At 66.5% G+C, this 18,775-nt stretch carries 28 protein-coding genes; all 28 read left to right on the top strand.

Annotated elements, in window-relative coordinates; translation table 11 throughout:
- The first annotated feature begins 34 nt into the window (after positions 1-34).
- The 28 genes from G6N08_RS08970 (at position 35) to G6N08_RS08840 (ending at position 18,723) form a co-directional block, all read left to right on the top strand.
- Positions 35-295: a hypothetical protein gene (locus G6N08_RS08970; RefSeq protein ID WP_011723798.1), complete on the top strand. Its 261-nt coding sequence runs from the start codon at positions 35-37 to the stop codon at positions 293-295.
- Positions 292-420, top strand: a complete 129-nt coding sequence (gene mip1, locus G6N08_RS21055) for a microaggregate invasion protein MIP1 (RefSeq protein ID WP_011723797.1) — start codon at positions 292-294, stop codon at positions 418-420. Before G6N08_RS08970 ends, mip1 begins: the two co-directional genes overlap by 4 nt.
- Entirely contained in the window at positions 413-1,267 is an 855-nt protein-coding gene (locus tag G6N08_RS08965) for a PD-(D/E)XK nuclease-like domain-containing protein (RefSeq protein ID WP_163756194.1), read from the top strand. The genes mip1 and G6N08_RS08965 overlap by 8 nt, the downstream gene beginning before the upstream one ends.
- 15 nt (positions 1,268-1,282) lie before the next feature.
- Complete coding sequence (recT, locus tag G6N08_RS08960) at positions 1,283-2,395, top strand: recombination protein RecT (protein ID WP_033725645.1); 1,113 nt, start codon at positions 1,283-1,285, stop codon at positions 2,393-2,395.
- 179 nt (positions 2,396-2,574) lie between these two features.
- Positions 2,575-3,999, top strand: a complete 1,425-nt coding sequence (locus G6N08_RS08955) for a DUF6745 domain-containing protein (RefSeq protein ID WP_163756192.1) — start codon at positions 2,575-2,577, stop codon at positions 3,997-3,999.
- A 42-nt stretch (positions 4,000-4,041) separates the two neighbouring features.
- On the top strand, positions 4,042-4,452 hold the full coding sequence (locus G6N08_RS08950; RefSeq protein ID WP_003921296.1) for a DUF8820 family protein: 411 nt from the start codon (positions 4,042-4,044) through the stop codon (positions 4,450-4,452).
- 291 nt (positions 4,453-4,743) lie between these two features.
- Complete coding sequence (locus tag G6N08_RS08945; protein WP_033711055.1) at positions 4,744-4,929, top strand: hypothetical protein; 186 nt, start codon at positions 4,744-4,746, stop codon at positions 4,927-4,929.
- A 268-nt stretch (positions 4,930-5,197) separates the two neighbouring features.
- Positions 5,198-5,446 (top strand): hypothetical protein, encoded by a 249-nt coding sequence (locus G6N08_RS08940; protein WP_163756190.1) that lies wholly within the window; start codon positions 5,198-5,200, stop codon positions 5,444-5,446.
- A complete protein-coding gene (locus tag G6N08_RS08935; RefSeq protein ID WP_084037705.1) occupies positions 5,443-5,631 on the top strand; it encodes a zinc finger domain-containing protein in 189 nt (62 codons plus the stop codon). The genes G6N08_RS08940 and G6N08_RS08935 overlap by 4 nt, the downstream gene beginning before the upstream one ends.
- Positions 5,631-6,503 (top strand): hypothetical protein, encoded by an 873-nt coding sequence (locus G6N08_RS08930; RefSeq protein WP_142276894.1) that lies wholly within the window; start codon positions 5,631-5,633, stop codon positions 6,501-6,503. The genes G6N08_RS08935 and G6N08_RS08930 overlap by 1 nt, the downstream gene beginning before the upstream one ends.
- Complete coding sequence (locus G6N08_RS08925) at positions 6,500-6,868, top strand: hypothetical protein (RefSeq protein ID WP_011723789.1); 369 nt, start codon at positions 6,500-6,502, stop codon at positions 6,866-6,868. The genes G6N08_RS08930 and G6N08_RS08925 overlap by 4 nt, the downstream gene beginning before the upstream one ends.
- A 98-nt stretch (positions 6,869-6,966) precedes the next feature.
- Positions 6,967-7,365: a hypothetical protein gene (locus G6N08_RS08920; protein ID WP_163756188.1), complete on the top strand. Its 399-nt coding sequence runs from the start codon at positions 6,967-6,969 to the stop codon at positions 7,363-7,365.
- Between the two features lie 75 nt (positions 7,366-7,440).
- Positions 7,441-7,740 (top strand): hypothetical protein, encoded by a 300-nt coding sequence (locus G6N08_RS08915; RefSeq protein WP_218033353.1) that lies wholly within the window; start codon positions 7,441-7,443, stop codon positions 7,738-7,740.
- On the top strand, positions 7,740-8,336 hold the full coding sequence (locus tag G6N08_RS08910) for a hypothetical protein (RefSeq protein ID WP_163756186.1): 597 nt from the start codon (positions 7,740-7,742) through the stop codon (positions 8,334-8,336). The genes G6N08_RS08915 and G6N08_RS08910 overlap by 1 nt, the downstream gene beginning before the upstream one ends.
- 269 nt (positions 8,337-8,605) lie before the next feature.
- Entirely contained in the window at positions 8,606-9,016 is a 411-nt protein-coding gene (locus G6N08_RS08905; protein ID WP_033725626.1) for a hypothetical protein, read from the top strand.
- Positions 9,006-9,416 carry a hypothetical protein gene (locus tag G6N08_RS08900; protein WP_011723784.1) on the top strand — a complete coding sequence of 137 codons (411 nt, stop codon included), beginning with the start codon at positions 9,006-9,008 and terminating at the stop codon, positions 9,414-9,416. Before G6N08_RS08905 ends, G6N08_RS08900 begins: the two co-directional genes overlap by 11 nt.
- Positions 9,413-9,646: a hypothetical protein gene (locus tag G6N08_RS08895; protein WP_104123797.1), complete on the top strand. Its 234-nt coding sequence runs from the start codon at positions 9,413-9,415 to the stop codon at positions 9,644-9,646. The genes G6N08_RS08900 and G6N08_RS08895 overlap by 4 nt, the downstream gene beginning before the upstream one ends.
- Before the next feature lie 559 nt (positions 9,647-10,205).
- The gene (locus tag G6N08_RS08890) at positions 10,206-10,565 is read left to right on the top strand and encodes a hypothetical protein (RefSeq protein ID WP_062906489.1); all 360 of its coding nucleotides are present in this window, start codon (positions 10,206-10,208) and stop codon (positions 10,563-10,565) included.
- 43 nt (positions 10,566-10,608) lie between these two features.
- Positions 10,609-12,066 carry a terminase large subunit domain-containing protein gene (locus tag G6N08_RS08885; RefSeq protein WP_011723780.1) on the top strand — a complete coding sequence of 486 codons (1,458 nt, stop codon included), beginning with the start codon at positions 10,609-10,611 and terminating at the stop codon, positions 12,064-12,066.
- Between the two features lie 137 nt (positions 12,067-12,203).
- Entirely contained in the window at positions 12,204-13,625 is a 1,422-nt protein-coding gene (locus tag G6N08_RS08880; RefSeq protein ID WP_050593683.1) for a phage portal protein family protein, read from the top strand.
- Positions 13,622-14,896 carry a DUF6582 domain-containing protein gene (locus tag G6N08_RS08875; RefSeq protein WP_224112137.1) on the top strand — a complete coding sequence of 425 codons (1,275 nt, stop codon included), beginning with the start codon at positions 13,622-13,624 and terminating at the stop codon, positions 14,894-14,896. The genes G6N08_RS08880 and G6N08_RS08875 overlap by 4 nt, the downstream gene beginning before the upstream one ends.
- Position 14,897: 1 nt before the next feature.
- A complete protein-coding gene (locus G6N08_RS08870) occupies positions 14,898-15,296 on the top strand; it encodes a capsid cement protein (protein ID WP_033711329.1) in 399 nt (132 codons plus the stop codon).
- A 108-nt stretch (positions 15,297-15,404) separates the two neighbouring features.
- A complete protein-coding gene (locus tag G6N08_RS08865) occupies positions 15,405-16,442 on the top strand; it encodes a phage major capsid protein (protein WP_163756182.1) in 1,038 nt (345 codons plus the stop codon).
- Positions 16,442-16,774 (top strand): hypothetical protein, encoded by a 333-nt coding sequence (locus tag G6N08_RS08860; RefSeq protein WP_011723775.1) that lies wholly within the window; start codon positions 16,442-16,444, stop codon positions 16,772-16,774. The genes G6N08_RS08865 and G6N08_RS08860 overlap by 1 nt, the downstream gene beginning before the upstream one ends.
- A 1-nt stretch (position 16,775) precedes the next feature.
- Complete coding sequence (locus G6N08_RS08855) at positions 16,776-17,258, top strand: hypothetical protein (protein ID WP_011723774.1); 483 nt, start codon at positions 16,776-16,778, stop codon at positions 17,256-17,258.
- Positions 17,251-17,688 (top strand): hypothetical protein, encoded by a 438-nt coding sequence (locus G6N08_RS08850; RefSeq protein ID WP_062893249.1) that lies wholly within the window; start codon positions 17,251-17,253, stop codon positions 17,686-17,688. Before G6N08_RS08855 ends, G6N08_RS08850 begins: the two co-directional genes overlap by 8 nt.
- Positions 17,689-17,782: 94 nt before the next feature.
- Positions 17,783-18,304, top strand: coding sequence for a hypothetical protein (locus G6N08_RS08845; protein ID WP_033711325.1), 522 nt, complete (start codon positions 17,783-17,785; stop codon positions 18,302-18,304).
- Complete coding sequence (locus G6N08_RS08840; RefSeq protein ID WP_011723771.1) at positions 18,301-18,723, top strand: hypothetical protein; 423 nt, start codon at positions 18,301-18,303, stop codon at positions 18,721-18,723. Before G6N08_RS08845 ends, G6N08_RS08840 begins: the two co-directional genes overlap by 4 nt.
- The last annotated feature ends 52 nt before the right edge of the window (positions 18,724-18,775 follow it).

Genomic DNA, 18,775 nt, shown 5'->3' with positions numbered 1-18,775 from the left:
TCGGTCACAGCCTCGACATCGGAGAGGGCGACGCATGAGGCGCCGACTCGACCGCAGCCCGGACCCGGATCTCGACCAGGTCGCCAGGATCGCCGTCGGTGTGGCTGAGAAGATCCGCGACGACGACCCCCGCCTGCTGTTCGACCAGCTGACGGATCTGTGCCGCTGGCATCCCGCGAAGGCCGCGCAGCTGATCATGACGTTCGCCGCCTGGTTCGACCTCGACGTGCCGGTGCAGGCGTTGTGGGCCCGCGTGCACGACATCACCGGCGACGTCCCCCGGGGGGCGGCGTGACCGACGAAGACGAATGGCGCGCCGCGGTGGCCGACATGTCCGAGATGGACCGCGCGGTAACGGAATACGAGTGCCGGCGCGCGCTGGGTTTATGCGGCGACCGGGAGGACGCACGCTATGAGTGACACCCAGCGTGTGGGCGTGCACGGCGGCATCCCCGAGGCCGTCTACCACGCCGACCGCGCCAGCCTGTCCTACTCCGGGGCGAAGCTGCTGCTGTCCTCGCCGGCCAAGTTCCGGCGCGCCCAGGATCACCCGCCGAAACCCAAGCGCGAGTATGACCTTGGGCACCTGGCGCACAAGCTGATCCTCGGCAAGGGCGCTGATCTGGTGGTGGTCGACGCCCCGGACTGGCGAACGAAGGACGCCCGCGAGGCCCGCGACCAGGCGCACGAACTCGGCCTGGTTCCGGTGCTGGGATCCGAGCTGGCCAACGCCGAGCAGATGCGCGCCGCTGTGCGTGACCACGAGCTCGCCGGGCCGCTGTTCGCCGAAGGCCGCGCGGAGGTCTCTATGTACGCCGACGACCCCGAGACGGCTGTTCGGCTGCGGGGCCGGGCGGACTGGCTGACCAACGGCAACGTCATCGACATTGGCGACCGGCTGCTGATCGTGGACTACAAGACCACCACCGACGCCAACCCGAAGTCTTGGTGGCGCGCAGCGCTGCGGTTCGGGTACCACATGCAGTTCGCGTGGTACGTCACGCTCGCCCGCGCGCTGCGGCTCGACGACTCGCCGATCTTCCTGCACGTCTGCCAGGAACTCGAACCGCCGCATCTGATCTCGGTCAACGAATTCGGGCTCGACGAATACAAGCTTGGCCTTGAGCAGATGCGAGAAGCAATCGACATATACGTCGAATGCCAGCAGACCGGTACCTGGCCCGGGTATCCGCCGCTCATCCACCCGATCAGCTACGCGCCGTGGGCATTTCGGCGCGACTTCAACGAACCCGTCGACATCGACTAGAAGGAGACCCACGTAATGACCGCCACCGACTATAAGCCTGTCGCGCAACGCCGAACCGTCGCCCAGGCCGAAAACAGCCTGCAGAACAAGATCCGGCAGATGGAACAGCAGTTCCAGCTCGCCATGCCTCGCGGTGTCGAAGCCGTCCAGCTGGTCCGCGATGCCCTGACCTGCCTGCAGTCGAACCCGAAACTGGCTGAGTGTGAACACAAGTCAGTCCTCGGTGCGCTGATGACATGCGCGCAGCTCGGGCTGCGGCCCGGGGTGAGCGTGCTCGGGCAGGCCTACCTGTTGCCCTTCTGGGACAAGAACCTCGAGCGCCCGAACGGCGGGAAGGGCGGCTTCCGCGCGCAGCTGGTGATCGGCTACCAGGGCTACGTCGAGCTGGCCTACCGGTCCGGCCGGATCGCGTCGCTGCACGCCCGCCGCGTCTACGCCAACGACTACTTCGAGATCGAATACGGTGCAGCCGAGGACAAATGGGTGCACCGCCCCTATCTCGACGGGCCGCGCGGCGACGTCAAGCTGTACTACGCGGTCGGGCGCACCGTCGACGGCGGCTACCGCATCACCGACCCCGTCTCCGTCGCCGACATGCAGGCCTACCGCGACCGGCACGCCACTGCCAAGGACCGCAACGGCAAAGTTGTGGGCCCGTGGGTGGATCACTTCGACGCGATGGCCGACAAGACGATGATCCGCACCCTGATGAAGCTGCTGCCCAAATCGACCGAGCAGCAGCAGGCCATCGCCCACGACGGCGGTGTCCGCGTCGACGTCACCCCAGATGCGATCAACACCGAGCCCGACTATGTCGACGGCGAAGTGGTGGACGACCCTGCGCTGGGTGCCTCAGAAAATCGTCCAGAACCGGAAACCTCGCAGGTCAACGATGCCCCGCCGGCGGACGAACCGCCGACCGATCCCGCGGCGGACGTCCAGATGGCCGGCCGATCGGAACTCGCACGGCTCAAGCAGATCCGGGCCGCCGAGAAGCTGGACGACGACGCCAGCTGGTACGACTACCTGCACACCGTCACCGGCGCCCGCGTGACCGCCGACAAGGCGCTGACCCTCGCCCAGGCGAAGCAGATCATCGACGTGTTCAGCGAAGACGCGCAGCGGTGACCCGAGACCTCGGGCCGCGTCAAAGCGCTCACCTCCCAACTCAAAAGCCCACGCCCCGAAAGGAACCCACGAATGCTCGTCACCGACAAACCTGACGATCAGCTGTTCGGAACCGGCACCGACGTCTACCTGCGGCAGCCGGAGCAGGTCGATCAACTTATCCGATCGGCGGCTCAGTCATGAACAAGGCTCAGCGTCTCACCGAACTCACACCAGCCCAACAGGACCGGATGGCCAGTTTCGCCCAGGAGTGGATCCAACACGGCTGGCGCACACAACCACTCACCGAGGAAGAATGGGCTGTTTGGGAAGCCGGCGCCCGCAAGTGTTACGAATTCGCCGGGCTCCCATGGCCGAACGTCGTGATTCGGGTGTCCTCGCCGATGGTGGGCGCGTTGGCGGCGCCGTTCGCGGCGATCGCGATCGCTCTGCACCGCGCGCTTCCGAGCGCGTTGGGAACGCTCGAACTCCCTACTGATCCTTCGGCGGTCGGCTCGGCGGTCCGCTCGGCGGTCCGCTCGGCGGTCGGCTCGGCGGTCGGCTCGGCGGTCCGCTCGGCGGTCGGCTCGGCGGTCGACTCGGCGGTCTACTCGGCGGTCGGCTCGGCGGTCGACTCGGCGGTCCGCTCGGCGGTCCGCTCGGCGGTCTACTCGGCGGTCTACTCGGCGGTCGGCTCGGCGGTCGGCTCGGCGGTCGGCTCGGCGGTCGACTCGGCGGTCGACTCGGCGGTCGGCTCGGCGGTCTACTCGGCGGTCCGCTCGGCGGTCGACTCGGCGGTCGACTCGGCGGTCGGCTCGGCGGTCTACTCGGCGGTCTACTCGGCGGTCGACTCGGCGGTCGACTCGGCGGTCTACTCGGCGGTCCGCTCGGCGGTCTACTCGGCGGTCGACTCGGCGGTCGACTCGGCGGTCGACTCGGCGCCCATTAAACCCTTCTGGCACCAGCTTTTTGGCGGCCGCCAGTGGTGCTGGTGGCCCGCGTTCATCGCCTACTTCCGCGACGTCGTCGAACTCCAACTCGACAGTGACATCTGGGACCGCTCGCGCGCCTACCAAGATGCCGAGTCCGCCGGCTACTGGTGGCCCAACCGCGACTTCGTCATGGTCTGCGACACCCCCGCCGTCCTTCACGTCGAAGCCGCGGCTGGCCAGCACCGCATGCACTGCGAAACCGGACCGTCCGTCGCATGGTCGGACGGATGGGGCCTCTACACGTGGCACGGCACATCCGTACCGCGCGACCTCATCGAAACCGGCTGGGACGTCGAACGGATCATGGCCGAACGGAACGCAGAGGTTCGGCGCTGCGCCATTGAGAAAATGGGCTGGGACCAATTCGTCCTCGCCGCGGGGTTGAAGCTCATCGACGAAGCCGACGACCCCGGCAATCCCGGCCAAATCCTGCGGCTGTACGACGTGCCGCGCAAGGTCCTCGACTGGCCCGTACGAGTGCTGGTCGCACACAACGCCACCCGCGAACGCGACGGTTCCCGCCACACATTCGGACTCACCGTGCCCACCGACTGCCGCACCGCAGTATCGGCGGCCGCGTGGACGTTCGACCTGTCCGAACGCGAATACGCCCAGCTGGCCCGCGCCACCTAGATGTCCGAGCCGTTCACCGAAATAACAGGAAAGGAAACAAGAATGGCAACAACCACACAACTGATCGAGGCCACCGGTGTCAAAGTCGTCACCGCGGCCGACTTCGCCGACGTCGAGATCCCAGTGCTCGCCGGGGTGCAGCGCCAGGGCGACGTCCTCGTCCGCCCAGCACCAGTAACCGCGAAGACCGCGGTGCCAACCCAGGGCACTTCCGTGGTGCGCGGCGAGTCCGGGGGCAACACCCATGCCGTCTATGCCGCCGACGGACCCGTCTACTGCGACGTGTCCACGCCTTCGGCGCGAAGCCTGCGCGTCGCGGTGCTGTCCGTCCCGGAGGGCTCGACCGCATACCTGGGGCACCCCGAGCACGGCTACATGGGCATCGGCCCCGGCAGCTACGAGATTCGTCGGCAGCGGGAGATGGCCGAAGAAATCCGCATGGTCGCCGACTAGGAACCTCCCCCATTTTCGGGTGTCTGGGCTGCGCACACGCATGACCGAGCGCGCCCAGACACCCAGAAGGGGTTTCACTATGCCCGGAATAGGAGGCCGATGATGGCCGAAATCGACATCATGACGCAGACCGCGCCGACTGCACAACCGAGCTGGCCCGCCGTGAACGCGACCGTAGCGGCCGGGCCCGCTGCGACTGCTGCGGCGACAAGACGCCCGTGAAATCGCTGCGCTGGGACCGCTACAGGTGGCAATGCGCCGCGTGCGCGGGCGGGTTGATCGGGGCCGGCAATGGCGCGTGAATGCCTGCTCTGCGGCGACTTCGAATCCGAGCACGAAGCCGACGAGAAGGGCGACCGGTTCCTCGGCCGATGCCGCGCACGCAACTACTACGGCCCCGGCCGCAACGACTACGTGCAATGCGACTGCCCCGGCCTAGAACTGGCGCCAGACGACAACAACGAAGGGGGCCGGTGATGGTGCTGCCGATCTTGCTCACCCTGTTCTGCGACCGCTGCGGCGGCCTGTTCAAGACACCGGCGCTGCGGCCGATCTGCCAGCCATGCCACGCCGCCAACGAGAGAGGCCGCCGCCGCTGATGTATCGCAGACACAACTATCGAGATGACATCGCCGGTCCCGTTTGGCTGTACCGGCTGTACGCCGGCGACACGCTCGCATACGTCGGCGTTTCCGCAGACCCGAAAACCAGAATCGCGAAGCACCGCCGCAAATGGTTGAACCGCATGTTCGCGCTACTACACGAGGTGGACTGCAATGATCGCGGAGACCAGCTGATTGTGCTGCGCCACCTAACCGGGCGTGACCTTGAACACCGCGACGATCTCACCGACGAGGAACTGCGCGAGGTCGTCCACACGCTCAACGAGCTTCGCAAACGAGGCAATCTCAGTGGCCGGGTGAAAGAAATCCTCAACACCGCGGCGATTGCTGCTGAGGAGCAGCTGGTTAAACGGGAAAGCGAGCTGGAATGAGCCGGCGCGCCACCGAACGAAACCCATTCTGGACCGGCCGCGACAACGCGGCCGTGCAGGATGCCCTGTCCCGCAAATGCGGGATGTGCGGCGCGAACGTTGGCGAGGACTGCAACAGCATCATCGACGGCGGTCCGCTGCCCGGAAGAATCGTCCACCACTACCGGGTGGGGGAGAGCGCCTAATGCCGCGTATTCGCACGATCAAACCGGAGTTTTGGGATTCGCCCGACACCGCAGCAGCCGACCTGCGGACGCGGCTGCTGTACATCGCCATGTGGAACTGGGCCGACGACTACGGCATCGGCGATGCGACCCCGGTTCGGCTGATCGGGTTCGCGTTTCCCAACGACGAGATACCAGTGTCGGATTATCCGAGGATTCTCTCGGAAGTTTCGAGAGCTTACGGAGTGGTGTTTTTCGAGCACTCTGGACGCCGATATTTCGTCATTCCTGAGTGGGAAAAGCATCAGCGTACCGAGAGGCGCGCCAAACCGAACGAGGCTCTCATCGAAGCCGCGAATGCGGCTATTTCCGCAGCTCAACGGCCAGACGCGGAATCTCCGAGGAATTCCGCGGAGATTCCGCCGCTCAGTGACGGAACTTCCGGCGCTGGAACAGGGGAACAGGGGAACAGGGGAACAGGGGAAAAAGACGACGACTCACCAACCAACGCAACCCACCACAACGCCACCACCGTCGAAGCCATCGTCGTCGAAAACGCCGCCAAACCCGCGCGCAACCATCCCAGCAGCGCTGCCCGCACCGTAGTGCGCCAAACCCTCGGCTACGCCGGATACCCGCGCAGCACCATCGACCGGCTCGCCACCCAAGTCGACCGACTCACCCGTGAAGGCCAGCCCGACACGCTCATCCGCCAAGCACTCACCGCCTGGGACCGGCGCCCCAACTGCGAACGGCCCGAATACCTGCCAACCGTGCTGTCCGATGTGCTCAAAGCCAGCCGCGCATCACCAGCCACCAACGGCCACGACGACAAGGTCAACGGCTACCTGGCGTTCGCCAACCAGCCACGACAACCGGAGATCGAACCATGACCGACTACCACCAGACCGCCGCGATCGCGCTCGCCAAGTGCGCCGCCTATGACCCGTGGTTCCCGAAAGCCTCACATGCCATTGTCGATTCCTGGGCCGAGCAGATCGCTCGATACGAGCTGCAACCGCCCGACGTGCTGGCCGGCGTCGCGAAAATGTACGCCGAGAACGGATCCGGATTTCGGCCGCTGCCCAAGGATCTGACCGACGCGGCCCGCGCGGTGCGCCGTGACCGCACCGAACGTGAATCAGACGCCGAGCGCCGGGCGCGCGAGGACCGCCGCGACGCCGAATTGGACCGGCGCAACGAGCTGGCGCAACTCGTCGACAGCATCGCCCGATCCAAGGCGATCGACGATGAGTGACCCCGTTGGTGCGCAGTTCGGGCCTGAGAGTCCTTGTGAGCGATTCGGAATGGGTTCCCGGTTGGTTCCATACCGGCCCGGGGTGAACGTGGCTCAGCGTGGCTTACAGCCCCGGGAATGGGCATGACACGATGACCCTCGTCAACCTCTGGTCACAGGACTTCAAAGAGCACATCGCCCGCACCGTCGCCACCGTCGAACCGCAGCAGATCCCACTGCTGCCAGTCGGCGACCTCGCCGGCAACATCATCCGCGCCGCCGAGCTCGTCGACGGCATCCACCTGACCATCACCGGCCTCACACCCGAATTCCGATGCAAACTCGTCGCCGGCCTCAACGGCGTACTCACCATCGAAGAACACCCAGCATTCGCGTTTGTCTACACCCAAGCCCACTGGGACGGCGCAACCATGCACATCACCGCCGTCCCATACGTCACCTACCTACGCCGATCCTGCCTACCCGACTGGTACGTCCCGGATGAAAGGTTCTGCTGAGTGGCCAAATGTCAGCAATGCCAGGCTGATTCACAGCTGTACCTCTGCAACGACTGCACCGAGGAACTCCACGACATGCTCCAAGGCCTCGCCATCGGCCAAGAACTCCCCAACGGTCATACCGGCGCCAGCTTCATCGAATACCTCCAAGACGAAGCCTGGGGACGCACCCGCAAAGGCGGCTCGGCACGCCGCTCCAACGAACGCACCACACCGCTCCTCGTCCGCCTCGGGCCCGATGCGAATGCCACAGCCGAAACCCAATGGGCCGGAAGCCCATCCGAAATCCTCGACAACCTCCACACCACACTGCTGGACTGGGTCACCGCCGTCAACGCCAACACCGAAACGCTCGCCGTCGGAGGAGCTGACTGATGACCAGCGCCGCCGACCTGGCGCTACACCTGGCCGCCAACGTCCACGCCATCGCCCGCCGCCCAGACGCCGGCGCCTGCTACGCCCAAATCAAAGCCATCGTCGACGACATCGAACGCGTCATCAACCGCCCACCAGCACCCCGCTTCTGTGGCCAATGCGACACCATGATCGAACGCAAAATCTGCGGCCTCGCCCTCTACGCGCCCCGCGACGCCATCGAAGTCACATGCCCAAACCACTTGTGCCGCACCACCCACAACATTGAACGCCTCTACAACCGCACCCTCAACAACGCCGACAACAAGACATTCCCCCGCGAGGTGCTGATCGGCAATCAACGCACCGACGCCGACCGCTACACCACCGGAATCATGGGCGAACTCGGCGAATTCGTGCACTGGCGCACCTTCGCCCGCTGGGTCCGCGAACACCAACTCAAACCCGCGATCTGGGTACGCCCCAACGGCCGCAGAGTCTTCACCCGCCACTCCAGCGAAGACACACCCGAATACCGGCTCGCCGACGTCCGAAAAGTCAAGCGCCACATGGACCGAAAGACCGGCAAAGCCAAAACGGCCAAGACCACAGACTAGGTGCTGGCCCCCGTTTAGACATCGGGACAAGGCACCTTCAGGGCGGGGCGATGCTCCGGTGTCGTCCCGCCCCTCCAACCTTGACAGAAGAGCAAAGGAATATCGGCATAATGCACCCCTACCAACGCGACCCGCAAAGCGGCGCGGGGAATTGCATCTGCGGCCACCCTCAGCTACCGTGACACACCAACGGGCCTTCAACGCGCCCAAAAACACCCAAGCCACCCCAAACGCGGGTGGCTTTTCGCATTTCACAAAGGTCCACGCAAATGGCCGACATGCCGGGCAACACCCAACCACGCGGCGCCGATATCGAAGTCTGGGAAGACTGGCCAGCCGGACACGGTTACGACGACGTCGGCGCCCTCGTGCCGCGGCGCATCAAAATCAACGGTGCCGAACTACTAGCCCCGGCCGACCGACCCCTCCTCGAACTCAGCCGAATCGACGGCAAAAACTGCCTCGCCGCAACGGTCAACATGTTCGTGCGCTCCCTGGTAATCCACCCGGTCGAATTCGAGCCGCCCGCTGACTACGTGACACCCGAGCGCCGCCACGCCGAATTCTGCGAACTCACGCCGTCGTACAAGGTCCACTTCGACGGAGACACCGAAGAACTGCTCAACGTACTTCAGCAATCCGGACGGAAGTTCTCGCTGCGAGACGCCGATGCCCAGTAACAACGAGGCCGTCGCGAAACTCATCGCCGACAACCTGCACAACCTCACCATCCCCGGCCCCGACGGCCAACCCGTCCGCTACCGACTGCTCTCCCACTCCACCGTCGGACACTCACCCGAAATGGCCGACAAGATCAACCGCCGCGCCCTCGACGTCGCCCGCGCCATCGTCCACCACATCACCAGCGCCGGCTACACCATCAGCCACCCCAACGACCCCGCACCCACTGACAACCTCGGCCCCTACCTCGTCGCCACCGCATACTGCGCACACTGCGCCTGCGCCATCCACACGCTGACGAACCTCCAGCTCGACCCCAACCGGCCAGACCACTTCACCGCCAAGCTCTACCGGCAAGGCATCGAAGCCATCGGCCACAACCACCGGTGCTGGGAATGAACCACCCCTTCGAGCCGCCGCCCATCCTGGCCCAGCTGCTGCCCTTCCACGAAGCCACCAAACGCCTGCAGCGCAACCAGATCGGCGCATGGCTCGGCAAATTCGCCCACCTCATGACCAGCCACCCCCGCTTCCCCGCAACCATGACCGTCACCCAACAAGACGACCGCACCTTCGTGCTCACCGTCATCATCGACGGCCCACCGGAACTCCCCACACCACCAGCCTGATCCCCGTGCCCGGCACCCATCACCGCACCACCACACAACGCGGCCTCGGCCACAGGCACAAACAGCAAGTCGCCCGCCTCAAACACCACCACATCGACGGCACCCCATGCTGGTGGTGCGGCCAACCCATGTACCGCGACCCCACACTCAACTGGGACCACAAGGCGCTCTCCGGTGACCACTCCATCCCACGCTCAGCCGGAGGCACCCTCGCCGACCGCCTACTCCACGGCACCTGCAACAGCGAACGCGGCGACGGAACCCGCGACCACCAACGCCCAGCACTCACCGGCAGACGCGCGACACACAATCAGCCCGACCTCGGCCACACGGCCATGACCTGGCCTTAACACCTGCATGGACCCATGCAACCGGTCACCGGTCCCACGGTCACCATGGCGCGGCCGGCCCCAGCCGCCCCGACCCTCCCAGCAAACAATGTGCCGCCCGTTGTACCACCCCCCGGCCGAAAAAATCGAGGGGGAGGGGGGCCACGGCGACCGCCGCCCGGTCGCTTTTTTCTCTCCCCCGGACGGAAAACGCACCATTTTGGCAGCTCATGGCGATTGATCCGATTCGGCCGGTGAAGCTTGGTCGCCGCGCAGCTGCGCTGTGGCGCGATCTGGTGCGGCCCGAGACACCGATCGACACGAAGGTGCTCGTCGCTGAAGCCTGCCGGCTGACGGATCGGCTCGACAAGTACGACAAGATCCTGCGCGCTGATCCGATGGATCCGGTTCGCAGCGAGGCCCGGCTGGCGGCGTCGGCGTTGCACCGGATCTTGAACGGTTTGTCGTACGAGACGCATGGAGCGTCGGCCGGCGCGGCGGAGGATCCTCCTGAGACCAGTAAGGCCACCACGATTGCTGACGAGATCGCGGCCCGCAGAGCCGCGCGGCAAGCAGACGCCGCGGGTTAGTCACTTTCCGCGCCCGGAGATCGCCCGGGACTACACCGCGGGCTTGGATGCGCTCGAGTGCGCCAAGATCGCGGGCCGGGAGAATATTCCCTGGCAAGAGCTGGTGGTCCGCGAGGGCATGGCCACCGACGACGCGGGCCGGTGGCTGGCGTTCGAGGTCGGCGTCCTGGTGGCCCGGCAGAACGGCAAGAACGGCGGCATCGAGGTCGTCGAGCTCGGTTGGATGATCAACGAGCCGGGCGTGTCGATCCTGCACACTGCGCACGAGTTCCAGACGGCCATGGAGTCGATGGACAAGCTCGAAGCGCTGATCTTGTCGCACCCGCTGTTGGAGAACGAGGTCGCGCAGATCCGCCGCGGGAACGGCCGGGAGTCGATTCGGCTGAAGAACGAGTCGATCATCCGGTTCCGGACGCGCACGAAATCCGGTGGCCGTGGCTTCTCGGTGGACCGGCTGGTGATCGACGAGGCGATGATCTGGTCGCCGGCGTCGCAGGCGGCGATCATGCCGCTGCTGACCACGGCGAAGAACCCGCAGATCTGGTATCTGGGTTCCGCGGCTGATGAGGAGACGCACGAGTATTGCGGCAAGTGGGCGTCGCTGCGGGCCCGCGCGCTAGCTGGTGATGATCCGAAGCTGTTGTGGCTGGAATGGTCGGCGCCAGAGCCGCCGGAAGATCCGGCGGCGCGTCGGGTTTGGCGTGAGGACCGCGCGAATTGGGCTGCCGCGAATCCGTCGATGGACTACCTGGTGACCGAGGAGTACATCGAAGATGAGTTGGCGGCGTTCCGGCGTGATCTAGCGAAATGGGAGGTCGAGCGGCTCTCAGTCGGCCGGTGGCCGAAGGACATCACCGACGTCCACATCTTCCCGATCGAGAAGTGGGACGCGCTAGGGGACGGATCGCCGGATCTGGTGAACATCTATCCGCAGGTGATTGCGGTGGACCGCGATCCGGTAACGAAGCTGTGGGCGATCGCCGGGGCGACGCGCACTGCTGACGGGCACGCCCATATCGAGATCGGCTACAACCAGGCGGCGTCGGCGACTGAGGTGGTCGAGAAGCTCGTCGACATCGTCACCCAGGCTGACCCGGCAGCGTTGGTGATCGAGTCCCGGTCGCCGGCGGCGGTCCTCAAGCCGTATCTGATCGAGGCTGGCATCGAGCCGGTGATGACGAACACCTCCGAGCTGGCGTTGGCCTGCGAAGGCATCGTCGAGGCTGTCGAAGCGGCCCAGATCACCCATTCCAACCAGGCCGTGCTGAACGAAGCGGTGATCTCGGCGTCGAAACGAGACCTGCCGGGCGACCGGTTCGCGTGGGACCGCAAGCCGGGCGGGCAGATCGTGCAGCTGATGGCCGCGACGTTGGCGCATTGGGGTCTGCTGACGTTCTCTGCGCCGCCGACGCGGTCGGCTGCGCCGTTGGCGGACAACGAAATTGAGACATCCGGAGCCGATTTTGAGCGTGAATTCGACGCCATGAACGCTCCGTTTTGACCTGTTAGGGAGGCTGAGTGGCGCCGAACACGCGCGTACCGGCCGTTAGGCAGCGCCTACCACGCAAGGTTGCAGGGCACAACACCAAGACCGCGGCGCCGGTCACCGAGACAGGGTTCGCGAACCCGTTCCCGGGGATGCTGTCGGCGTTCAGCCAGTGGGACCAGTTCGAGCAGGTTCCGGAGCTGTTGTGGCCCAACAGTGTTCGCACCTACACCCGGATGTGGCGTGAGGATTCCCGGCTGGCCAGCGTGTATTACGCGATCGCGCTGCCGATCCTGCGCACGCCGTGGCGGATCGACCCGAACGGTGCCGAGGACGAGATCGTCGACTTCGTCGCGACGAACCTGGGGTTGCCGATCGTCGGCGACAACGACCCCCAGCCGAAACCGCGCACCAGGGACCGGTTCTCGTGGACCAAGCACCTGAAACTCGCGTTGCGGCATCAGCAGTTCGGGCATCAGGTGTTCGAGCAGGTGTACCGGATCGGTGATGACGGGCGAGCCTATCTGCGGAAGTTGGCGCCCAGGCCGTCCTCGACGATCGCCTACTGGGACGTCGCCCTCGACGGGGGCCTGGTGGGCATCACCCAGTACCCGCCCGGGACGGCGTTCGGGGCTCCGATGGGGACGATGCAGGGCGGCATGAGTGGTTTGCAGCTGCAGATCCCGGTGTCGCGGCTCGTCGTGTATGTGCGTGACCCGGACCCGGGGCAGTGGATCGGCAACAGCTTGTTCCGGCCGGCCTACAAGCACTGGCTGCTCAAGGACGAGCTGATCCGCATCGAGGCGACCGCGGCGCGCCGCAACGGTGTCGGTGTCCCGAAAGTCATTGCCCCGCAGTCGGTTTCTGAGGCCAGTATCGGTAGCTCGGATCTGCAGCCGTATCTGAACATCGCGCGGCAGTTCCGGGGCGGCAACACGGCCGGTGTGGCGTTGCCGTTCGGCGCCGAGATGGAACTGATGGGCGTGCAGGGACAGTTGCCGTCGGGGTTCATCCGGATGGCCATCGAGTACCACGACAAGCAGATGGCGTTGTGCGCCCTGGCGCACTTCCTGAACCTGGACCGCGGCGGCTCATATGCGCTCGCGTCGGTGCAGGAGTCGACGTTCACCCAGGGTGTGCAGCAGGTCGCCGACGACATCCGCGACACCGCCCAGGCCCACGTGGTCGAGGATCTGGTGGACATCAACTTCGGTGTCGACGCGGGCTGCCCGATGCTCGTGGTCGACGAGATCGGTTCCCGCCAAGACGCCTCCGCGGCGGCGCTGCAGATGCTGGTCAACGCCGGGCTGCTCACCGCGGACCCCGAGCTTGAGGCGTTCGAGCGTCAGCAGCTCGGTTTGCCGGCCGCCGACCCGGATCTGCAGGCCGAGAACCCGGCCCAGTTCCCCAAGCCCCCGTCGTCGGTGGTTGAGCCGGACGTGCCGGCCGATACCGAGCCGGTTGATACCGCGTTGCCGGCGCTGCCGTACAAGGGCGCGGCCAACGCCTCGGCCGGGCGCCGCGGCCGCCGGCTGACCATCAATGCCGAAAGAGGAGAGCTGACACTGTGGTGAACCTCGTGACCGTGCCCGGCGTCGAGCTGATGCGGGTGGGCAAGTGGAATCTGTCGACCGGCGAGTGGGAATGCACGACCAAGGAGATCGCCGCGGCGATCGACGCGCACGACAAGGGGCTGCTGCGCAAGCCGGTGATCCGGTTGGGCCACAACGACCCCCGCTTCTCCGGTGACCCGGCGGTGGGCTGGCTGGATAACCTGCGGGCCTCCGAGGACGGGCAGGCGCTGATCGGTGACATGGTCGGCGTCCCGGAGTGGCTGGCCGAGATCCTGCCGTCGGCGTACCCGTCGCGCTCGATCGAAGGCCTGTATGACTACACCGCGCCGGATGGCAGCGAGCACGAGTTCGTGCTGACCGGGCTGGCGCTGCTCGGGGCCACCCGCCCGGGTGTGGAGTCGTTGCAGAGCCTGCAGGATGTGGCCCGGTTGTACGACATCGCCGCGGCCGGCCAGGTCGGCGGCAAGGCGATCGAGCTGACCATCGAAGCCGCCGACGCCCCGAAGCCGTACGGGGACGTCAAGTATGCGGACCCGAAGAACGGCAAGTACCCGATCGACACCGCTGAGCATGTTCGCGCGGCGTGGTCGTACATCAACATGCCGAAGAACCAAAAGGATTACAGCGCAGCAGAATTGGCCCAGATCAAGGACCGCATCAAGGCTGCTGCGAAGAAGTTCGGAATCAAGATCGAAGCCGGCGAGGCTTCCGAAACAGAAGGAGGGGCCATCGTGGCTCTACCCGAAAAGGTCGCCGAAGCGCTCGGTATCGACGCATCCGCCGACGAGGACACCGTGCTGGCCAAGATCGCCGAGCTCAAGCCTCCGGCGCCCGCGGCCGAACCTGAACCCGAGCCGCAGCCCGCGCCGGTCGCGGCGGCCGCCGGCGTGGTCAACGGGCTGGTGCAGATCGAGCAGGCCACCCTCGACGAGCTGAAAGCCGCTGCCGCGCAAGGTGTTGAGGCGCGCGCCCGTCAGATCGCCGAGGAAGACGAGCGCACCGTCATGGCCGCGATCGGCCAGGGCAAGATCGCCCCGGCCCGCAAGGACCACTGGCTGGCCGCGCTCAAGGCCGACCGCGACGGCACCAAGCAGGTGCTGGCCAGCCTGGCGGCCGGCCTGATCCCCGTCAATGAGGTCGGCCACCAGGGCGTGGCCGGCCAGATCGGCTTCGAGGGCGCCCCCGACCCCGAGCAGCAGGCCAAGGACTACGCCCACGGCAGGGTCATGGCCCGTCTCGGATTCCCCACCACGAAAGGCAGCGTGAACTGACATGGCTGGACAGGACTACGTCCCCCTCTATCTCGCCGGCACCCAGGCATCCTGCATCGCCGGTGCGGCGATCACCCAGGGTCAGCTGGTCGTGATCACCGGCGGCACGCTGGTCGGCGGCGGGGTGAACCCCACCGTCGTACCGACTTCAGCGGCGACCTCAGCCCAGGTCGGTGTGGCCGCGGCCAGCGCCGCCTCCGGCGCCCCGGTCAGCGTGTACTTCGGCGGCGTGCACCTGCTGGCCGCCGCCGGCGCGATCAACGCCGGAGACCCCGTCGTGGCCGCCGCGAACGGCGCAGTCGCCGACCTCGGCGACGGCACCACCTACGACCAGGTGATCGGCCACGCGTGGAGCGCGGCCGCAAACGGCCAGGTCGCCGTCCGGCTCGGCGAGTTCTGACCGGCCGCCAGCACCAGCCACACGCACCCCGACTCCCGTAGTGGGTCGGGGTTTTTTCAACCCCGAAACCCGCTGCGCCGCAGCACTTCCAGAAAGGACTAGGTCGAGATGCCCATTCTCGAGCCTCCTGGCTTTCCCACCGGAAACCTTGCCACGCAAGACGTTTACTCGATCAGTCGTTACCTTAACGACCCGACGACCGTGCTGCGCGCGCTGCGCCTGATCGCCGACCAAATCTTCATCGGCAACAAGGTGCTGACCGGGCAGTTCTACACCAAAGACGGGTCGGTCATCTACGAACAGATCGAGTCGATCTTCGCGGCCAACACCCCGCAAGCGGTGCAGCCCGGCGACGAGTACCCGCTGACCCCGGTCCCGACCGGTCCCGCGCAGATGGCCAACGTCGTCAAGTGGGGCCTGGACACGCCGATCACTGACGAGTCGATCGCCCGGCAGAACTTCGACGTGGTCGCGCGGGCGTTCATCAAGATCGTCAACAGCATGGTCGCCCAGATCGACTCGGTGGTCATGTCGGCGATGGTCGCCGCGATCACCCAGTCGGTGAACGCCGGCGCATCCACCATCGGCGGCTCGAGCCCGGCCGGCGGCGCGAACTGGAACGGTTCGGGCAGCAACCCGCCGAAGATCCTGCGTGACGTCATGTTCGCCGAGGAGCTGATGCGCTCCCTCAAGCAGGGCTACCGCGCCAACACCGTCGTGCTGGACCTGCAGACCTTCGCCGCGGTCATGGGCGACCCCAACATCACCGCCGCGCTGCCGCGGGAGGACATGGGTGCCCAGGGCGTGACGAAGAACCCGATCTTCGAGGGCATCGAAACCGGTTTGGCGGTGCGGATGCTGGGCAAGACGTGGCTGTCCACGCCGAACCTTCCCGGCGGCCCGTTCGAGCCGTTCGCCGCGGTCCTCGACGCCACGATCTTCGGCGCGTTCGTCGACGAGGAGCTGCCCGCCCCCGGATACGTCGGCTCACAGTCCGACGGCTCAGCCAACGACGACGGCCGCTCGATGATCCAGGTCAAGACGATGCGCGAGGACAAGAATGACCGGTGGCGCATCCGGGCCCGGCGCGTCACCACCCCGATCATCATCGAGCCCAAGGCGATCGTGCAGATCGAGGGTGTGTGATGGCCTACCGCGTCACCGCCCCGCTGGTCGTCGCCAAGGACCGCGAAGGCCGAAACCACCACTGCTACGCCGGCGCGATCATTCACTGGCTCGGCCCCGAGCAGCGTGACCGCTGGCTGCGGCTCGGCCTGGTCGAGGAGATCGACGACACGCCCCCCGCTGCGGCCGCCGCCGACAGCCCCGCGGCCGGGGGCGCCGGGCCGGCCAAGCCCGCCAAGACCGCCCCGGTCGAGAAGTGGGCGGACTACGGGGCGTCGCTCGGCCATGACCGCGATGAGCTGCTCGCCCTGGGCAAGCAGAACAAGCAAGAGCTCATCGACCTGCTCGGGTGAGATGACCGCGCCGTCGCCGACGCCGTTTCTCGATCTGGCCGGGTTCACGGCGTTGTGGGACGGGCCGCCGCTGACCGTCCAGCAGCGGGCGATCGTCACGTTGCTGCTGCAGGTGGCGTCGAATTGGATCTACAACAACGGGCCGCAGGGCGCCAACCTTCCGGCCGATGATCCGTCGGCGCAGTTCGTCGTGTGGGACGTCGTATCGAGCGCTGTGCGCTATCAGCGGTACAGCAAGCTCGCGTCGTTCTCCCGCACCACCGGCCACCGCATGGACGGCGGCAGCTTCAGCGACCCGATGCGGGCGTTGGAGTTCACCAACGTCCACAAGCAGCTCTTGGGCATTCCCCTCGAAGCGGTGCCGATGACGTCGTGCTGCCCGAACGACTTCGACGCCGACGACCCGGATCAGGGCTGGCCCACCTGGTGGTCCGACCAATTCGGCAACCAGGGCTGGGACTACTGGGACGTCAACAATGAGTGACTATCCCGGCGGGGAAACCCTCGCGGTCGTGCAGTTTCAGCCCACCGGCGCGACAGACTCGCTGTTCCAGCCAGTCAAGGCGCCGACGGTGGTGGCCTGGGTGTTCGGTTGCGCGTTCGAGCCCTACACCCGCGGCCCGGTCGAGGAGCAATCCGACACCATCACCAGCCACGAGCGGGCGTGGGCGTTCCTGCCGTACGTGGCCGGGTTCGGCATTCCGACGTTCGACCAGTCCGGCAACCCGCTTCTCGACAGCAACGACGATCCGATCCCCGTGGCGATCGACAACTCGATGTGGATCCAGCCTCAGCGCCCGAATGACGCTCTGGCGCAACGCAATTACAAGGTCCAAGGGCTGCCGGAGATCGAGTACGACATCGACGGCTCTCCGTCGTACGCGTGGATCGTGTGCGAATGGCAGGCCGGATGAGAACCAGCAAGCGCGATCGCCGACGTCCAGGACGGACGTGGATGGGCTGGCGCCGCCCTTGGACGCGGATCTCGTGGACGGACGGACTCTACCGATGACCATCGAAGCGGAGATCGCCGCCGGGCTGCACTCGGTGGAGATTGAGCACGAGCTGCACAAGTTCGCCGAGAAGGTCCGCGACTACGCCCGCGACCTGGCGCCGGTGTTCGGTGAGACCGGCCGTGATGATCGCCGCACCGCCCCGCCGGAGGGCGCGCCGGGGGACTTCCGCGAGTCGATCAAGGTCCGCACGACCGGCAAGCCCGGTCATCTGCGGGTCGGGTCGAACAGCCCGATCGCGTTGTGGCAAGAGGTCGGCACCCGCCACTTTCCCGAGGACGCCATCTTCGCCAAGACCGCCAAGTACTTCGGCGGCACCGGGCCGATCATCGACGAGGGCGTGCAGCACGCGCAGGGGCGTCTGCGCGGCGAGCTGGAGCGCCTGGAGAAGCTGGCCGCGGCCGGCGCCGGCGCTCATCACATCGCGGCGCAGCGCCGCGCTGTGGAGCAGGCCCGGACGGCGCGGTCGGCGGCGTTCAAAGCCGCCCGCGGCCGCGGCCGGCGGGGTCGCCGATGACCCTCAAGTACGGGCGCCCCGCGGCCCCGGAGGCGTTTTTCATCGCCAAGCTGGAACCGCTGGGGCTGCCGGTCGGCCCGGAGCGCGACCAGGAGACGCCGCTGCCGTGCTACGTGGTGACCTCGGTGGTCAACAAGTCCGACAAATACGTGCTGGACGCGACCGTGTCGGTGCACACCTACGCCAAGGGCACCAACCAAGCGGAAGGCCGCGCGGCGGCCAGCGACGCCGCCTGGAACGCCGACGAGCTGTTGTTGTCCCAAACCCCAGGCGATGTGGTGATCATGCCCGACGGCCGGCCGGCCGGGGCGTGGATCTGCCCGCACATGCCGCCGGTGTTCGCCGAATACCGCGACCCCCACATCAAGCGGTACGTGGCGCGCTACGATGCGCTGCTGCGTTTCACACCGACCACGTAATTAGCAACGAACCCTGTTGAGCCCCACCTGATTTCAGGTGCGGGCAGTTTCG

Source organism: Mycobacterium botniense, from assembly GCF_010723305.1.
Taxonomy (GTDB): Bacteria; Actinomycetota; Actinomycetes; order Mycobacteriales; family Mycobacteriaceae; genus Mycobacterium; species Mycobacterium botniense.
This window is presented reverse-complemented; position numbering and strand designations above follow the sequence as displayed.

Excerpts from the sequence above, each read along its gene's own strand:
- G6N08_RS08970 (WP_011723798.1), top strand. The coding sequence starts at position 35 with ATGAGGCGCCGACTCGACCGCAGCCCGGACCCGGATCTCGACCAGGTC.
- G6N08_RS08880 (WP_050593683.1), top strand. The coding sequence starts at position 12,204 with ATGCTGTCGGCGTTCAGCCAGTGGGACCAGTTCGAGCAGGTTCCGGAG.
- G6N08_RS08870 (WP_033711329.1), top strand. The coding sequence starts at position 14,898 with ATGGCTGGACAGGACTACGTCCCCCTCTATCTCGCCGGCACCCAGGCA.
- G6N08_RS08845 (WP_033711325.1), top strand. The coding sequence starts at position 17,783 with ATGACCATCGAAGCGGAGATCGCCGCCGGGCTGCACTCGGTGGAGATT.
- G6N08_RS08945 (WP_033711055.1), top strand. The coding sequence starts at position 4,744 with ATGGCGCGTGAATGCCTGCTCTGCGGCGACTTCGAATCCGAGCACGAA.
- G6N08_RS08860 (WP_011723775.1), top strand. The coding sequence starts at position 16,442 with ATGGCCTACCGCGTCACCGCCCCGCTGGTCGTCGCCAAGGACCGCGAA.
- G6N08_RS08890 (WP_062906489.1), top strand. The coding sequence starts at position 10,206 with ATGGCGATTGATCCGATTCGGCCGGTGAAGCTTGGTCGCCGCGCAGCT.
- G6N08_RS08855 (WP_011723774.1), top strand. The coding sequence starts at position 16,776 with ATGACCGCGCCGTCGCCGACGCCGTTTCTCGATCTGGCCGGGTTCACG.
- G6N08_RS08935 (WP_084037705.1), top strand. The coding sequence starts at position 5,443 with ATGAGCCGGCGCGCCACCGAACGAAACCCATTCTGGACCGGCCGCGAC.
- G6N08_RS08915 (WP_218033353.1), top strand. The coding sequence starts at position 7,441 with ATGCTCCAAGGCCTCGCCATCGGCCAAGAACTCCCCAACGGTCATACC.
- G6N08_RS08895 (WP_104123797.1), top strand. The coding sequence starts at position 9,413 with ATGAACCACCCCTTCGAGCCGCCGCCCATCCTGGCCCAGCTGCTGCCC.
- recT (WP_033725645.1), top strand. The coding sequence starts at position 1,283 with ATGACCGCCACCGACTATAAGCCTGTCGCGCAACGCCGAACCGTCGCC.
- G6N08_RS08965 (WP_163756194.1), top strand. The coding sequence starts at position 413 with ATGAGTGACACCCAGCGTGTGGGCGTGCACGGCGGCATCCCCGAGGCC.
- G6N08_RS08865 (WP_163756182.1), top strand. The coding sequence starts at position 15,405 with ATGCCCATTCTCGAGCCTCCTGGCTTTCCCACCGGAAACCTTGCCACG.
- G6N08_RS08910 (WP_163756186.1), top strand. The coding sequence starts at position 7,740 with ATGACCAGCGCCGCCGACCTGGCGCTACACCTGGCCGCCAACGTCCAC.
- G6N08_RS08950 (WP_003921296.1), top strand. The coding sequence starts at position 4,042 with ATGGCAACAACCACACAACTGATCGAGGCCACCGGTGTCAAAGTCGTC.
- G6N08_RS08930 (WP_142276894.1), top strand. The coding sequence starts at position 5,631 with ATGCCGCGTATTCGCACGATCAAACCGGAGTTTTGGGATTCGCCCGAC.
- G6N08_RS08940 (WP_163756190.1), top strand. The coding sequence starts at position 5,198 with ATGTTCGCGCTACTACACGAGGTGGACTGCAATGATCGCGGAGACCAG.
- G6N08_RS08925 (WP_011723789.1), top strand. The coding sequence starts at position 6,500 with ATGACCGACTACCACCAGACCGCCGCGATCGCGCTCGCCAAGTGCGCC.
- G6N08_RS08905 (WP_033725626.1), top strand. The coding sequence starts at position 8,606 with ATGGCCGACATGCCGGGCAACACCCAACCACGCGGCGCCGATATCGAA.
- G6N08_RS08850 (WP_062893249.1), top strand. The coding sequence starts at position 17,251 with ATGAGTGACTATCCCGGCGGGGAAACCCTCGCGGTCGTGCAGTTTCAG.
- G6N08_RS08840 (WP_011723771.1), top strand. The coding sequence starts at position 18,301 with ATGACCCTCAAGTACGGGCGCCCCGCGGCCCCGGAGGCGTTTTTCATC.
- G6N08_RS08955 (WP_163756192.1), top strand. The coding sequence starts at position 2,575 with ATGAACAAGGCTCAGCGTCTCACCGAACTCACACCAGCCCAACAGGAC.
- G6N08_RS08900 (WP_011723784.1), top strand. The coding sequence starts at position 9,006 with ATGCCCAGTAACAACGAGGCCGTCGCGAAACTCATCGCCGACAACCTG.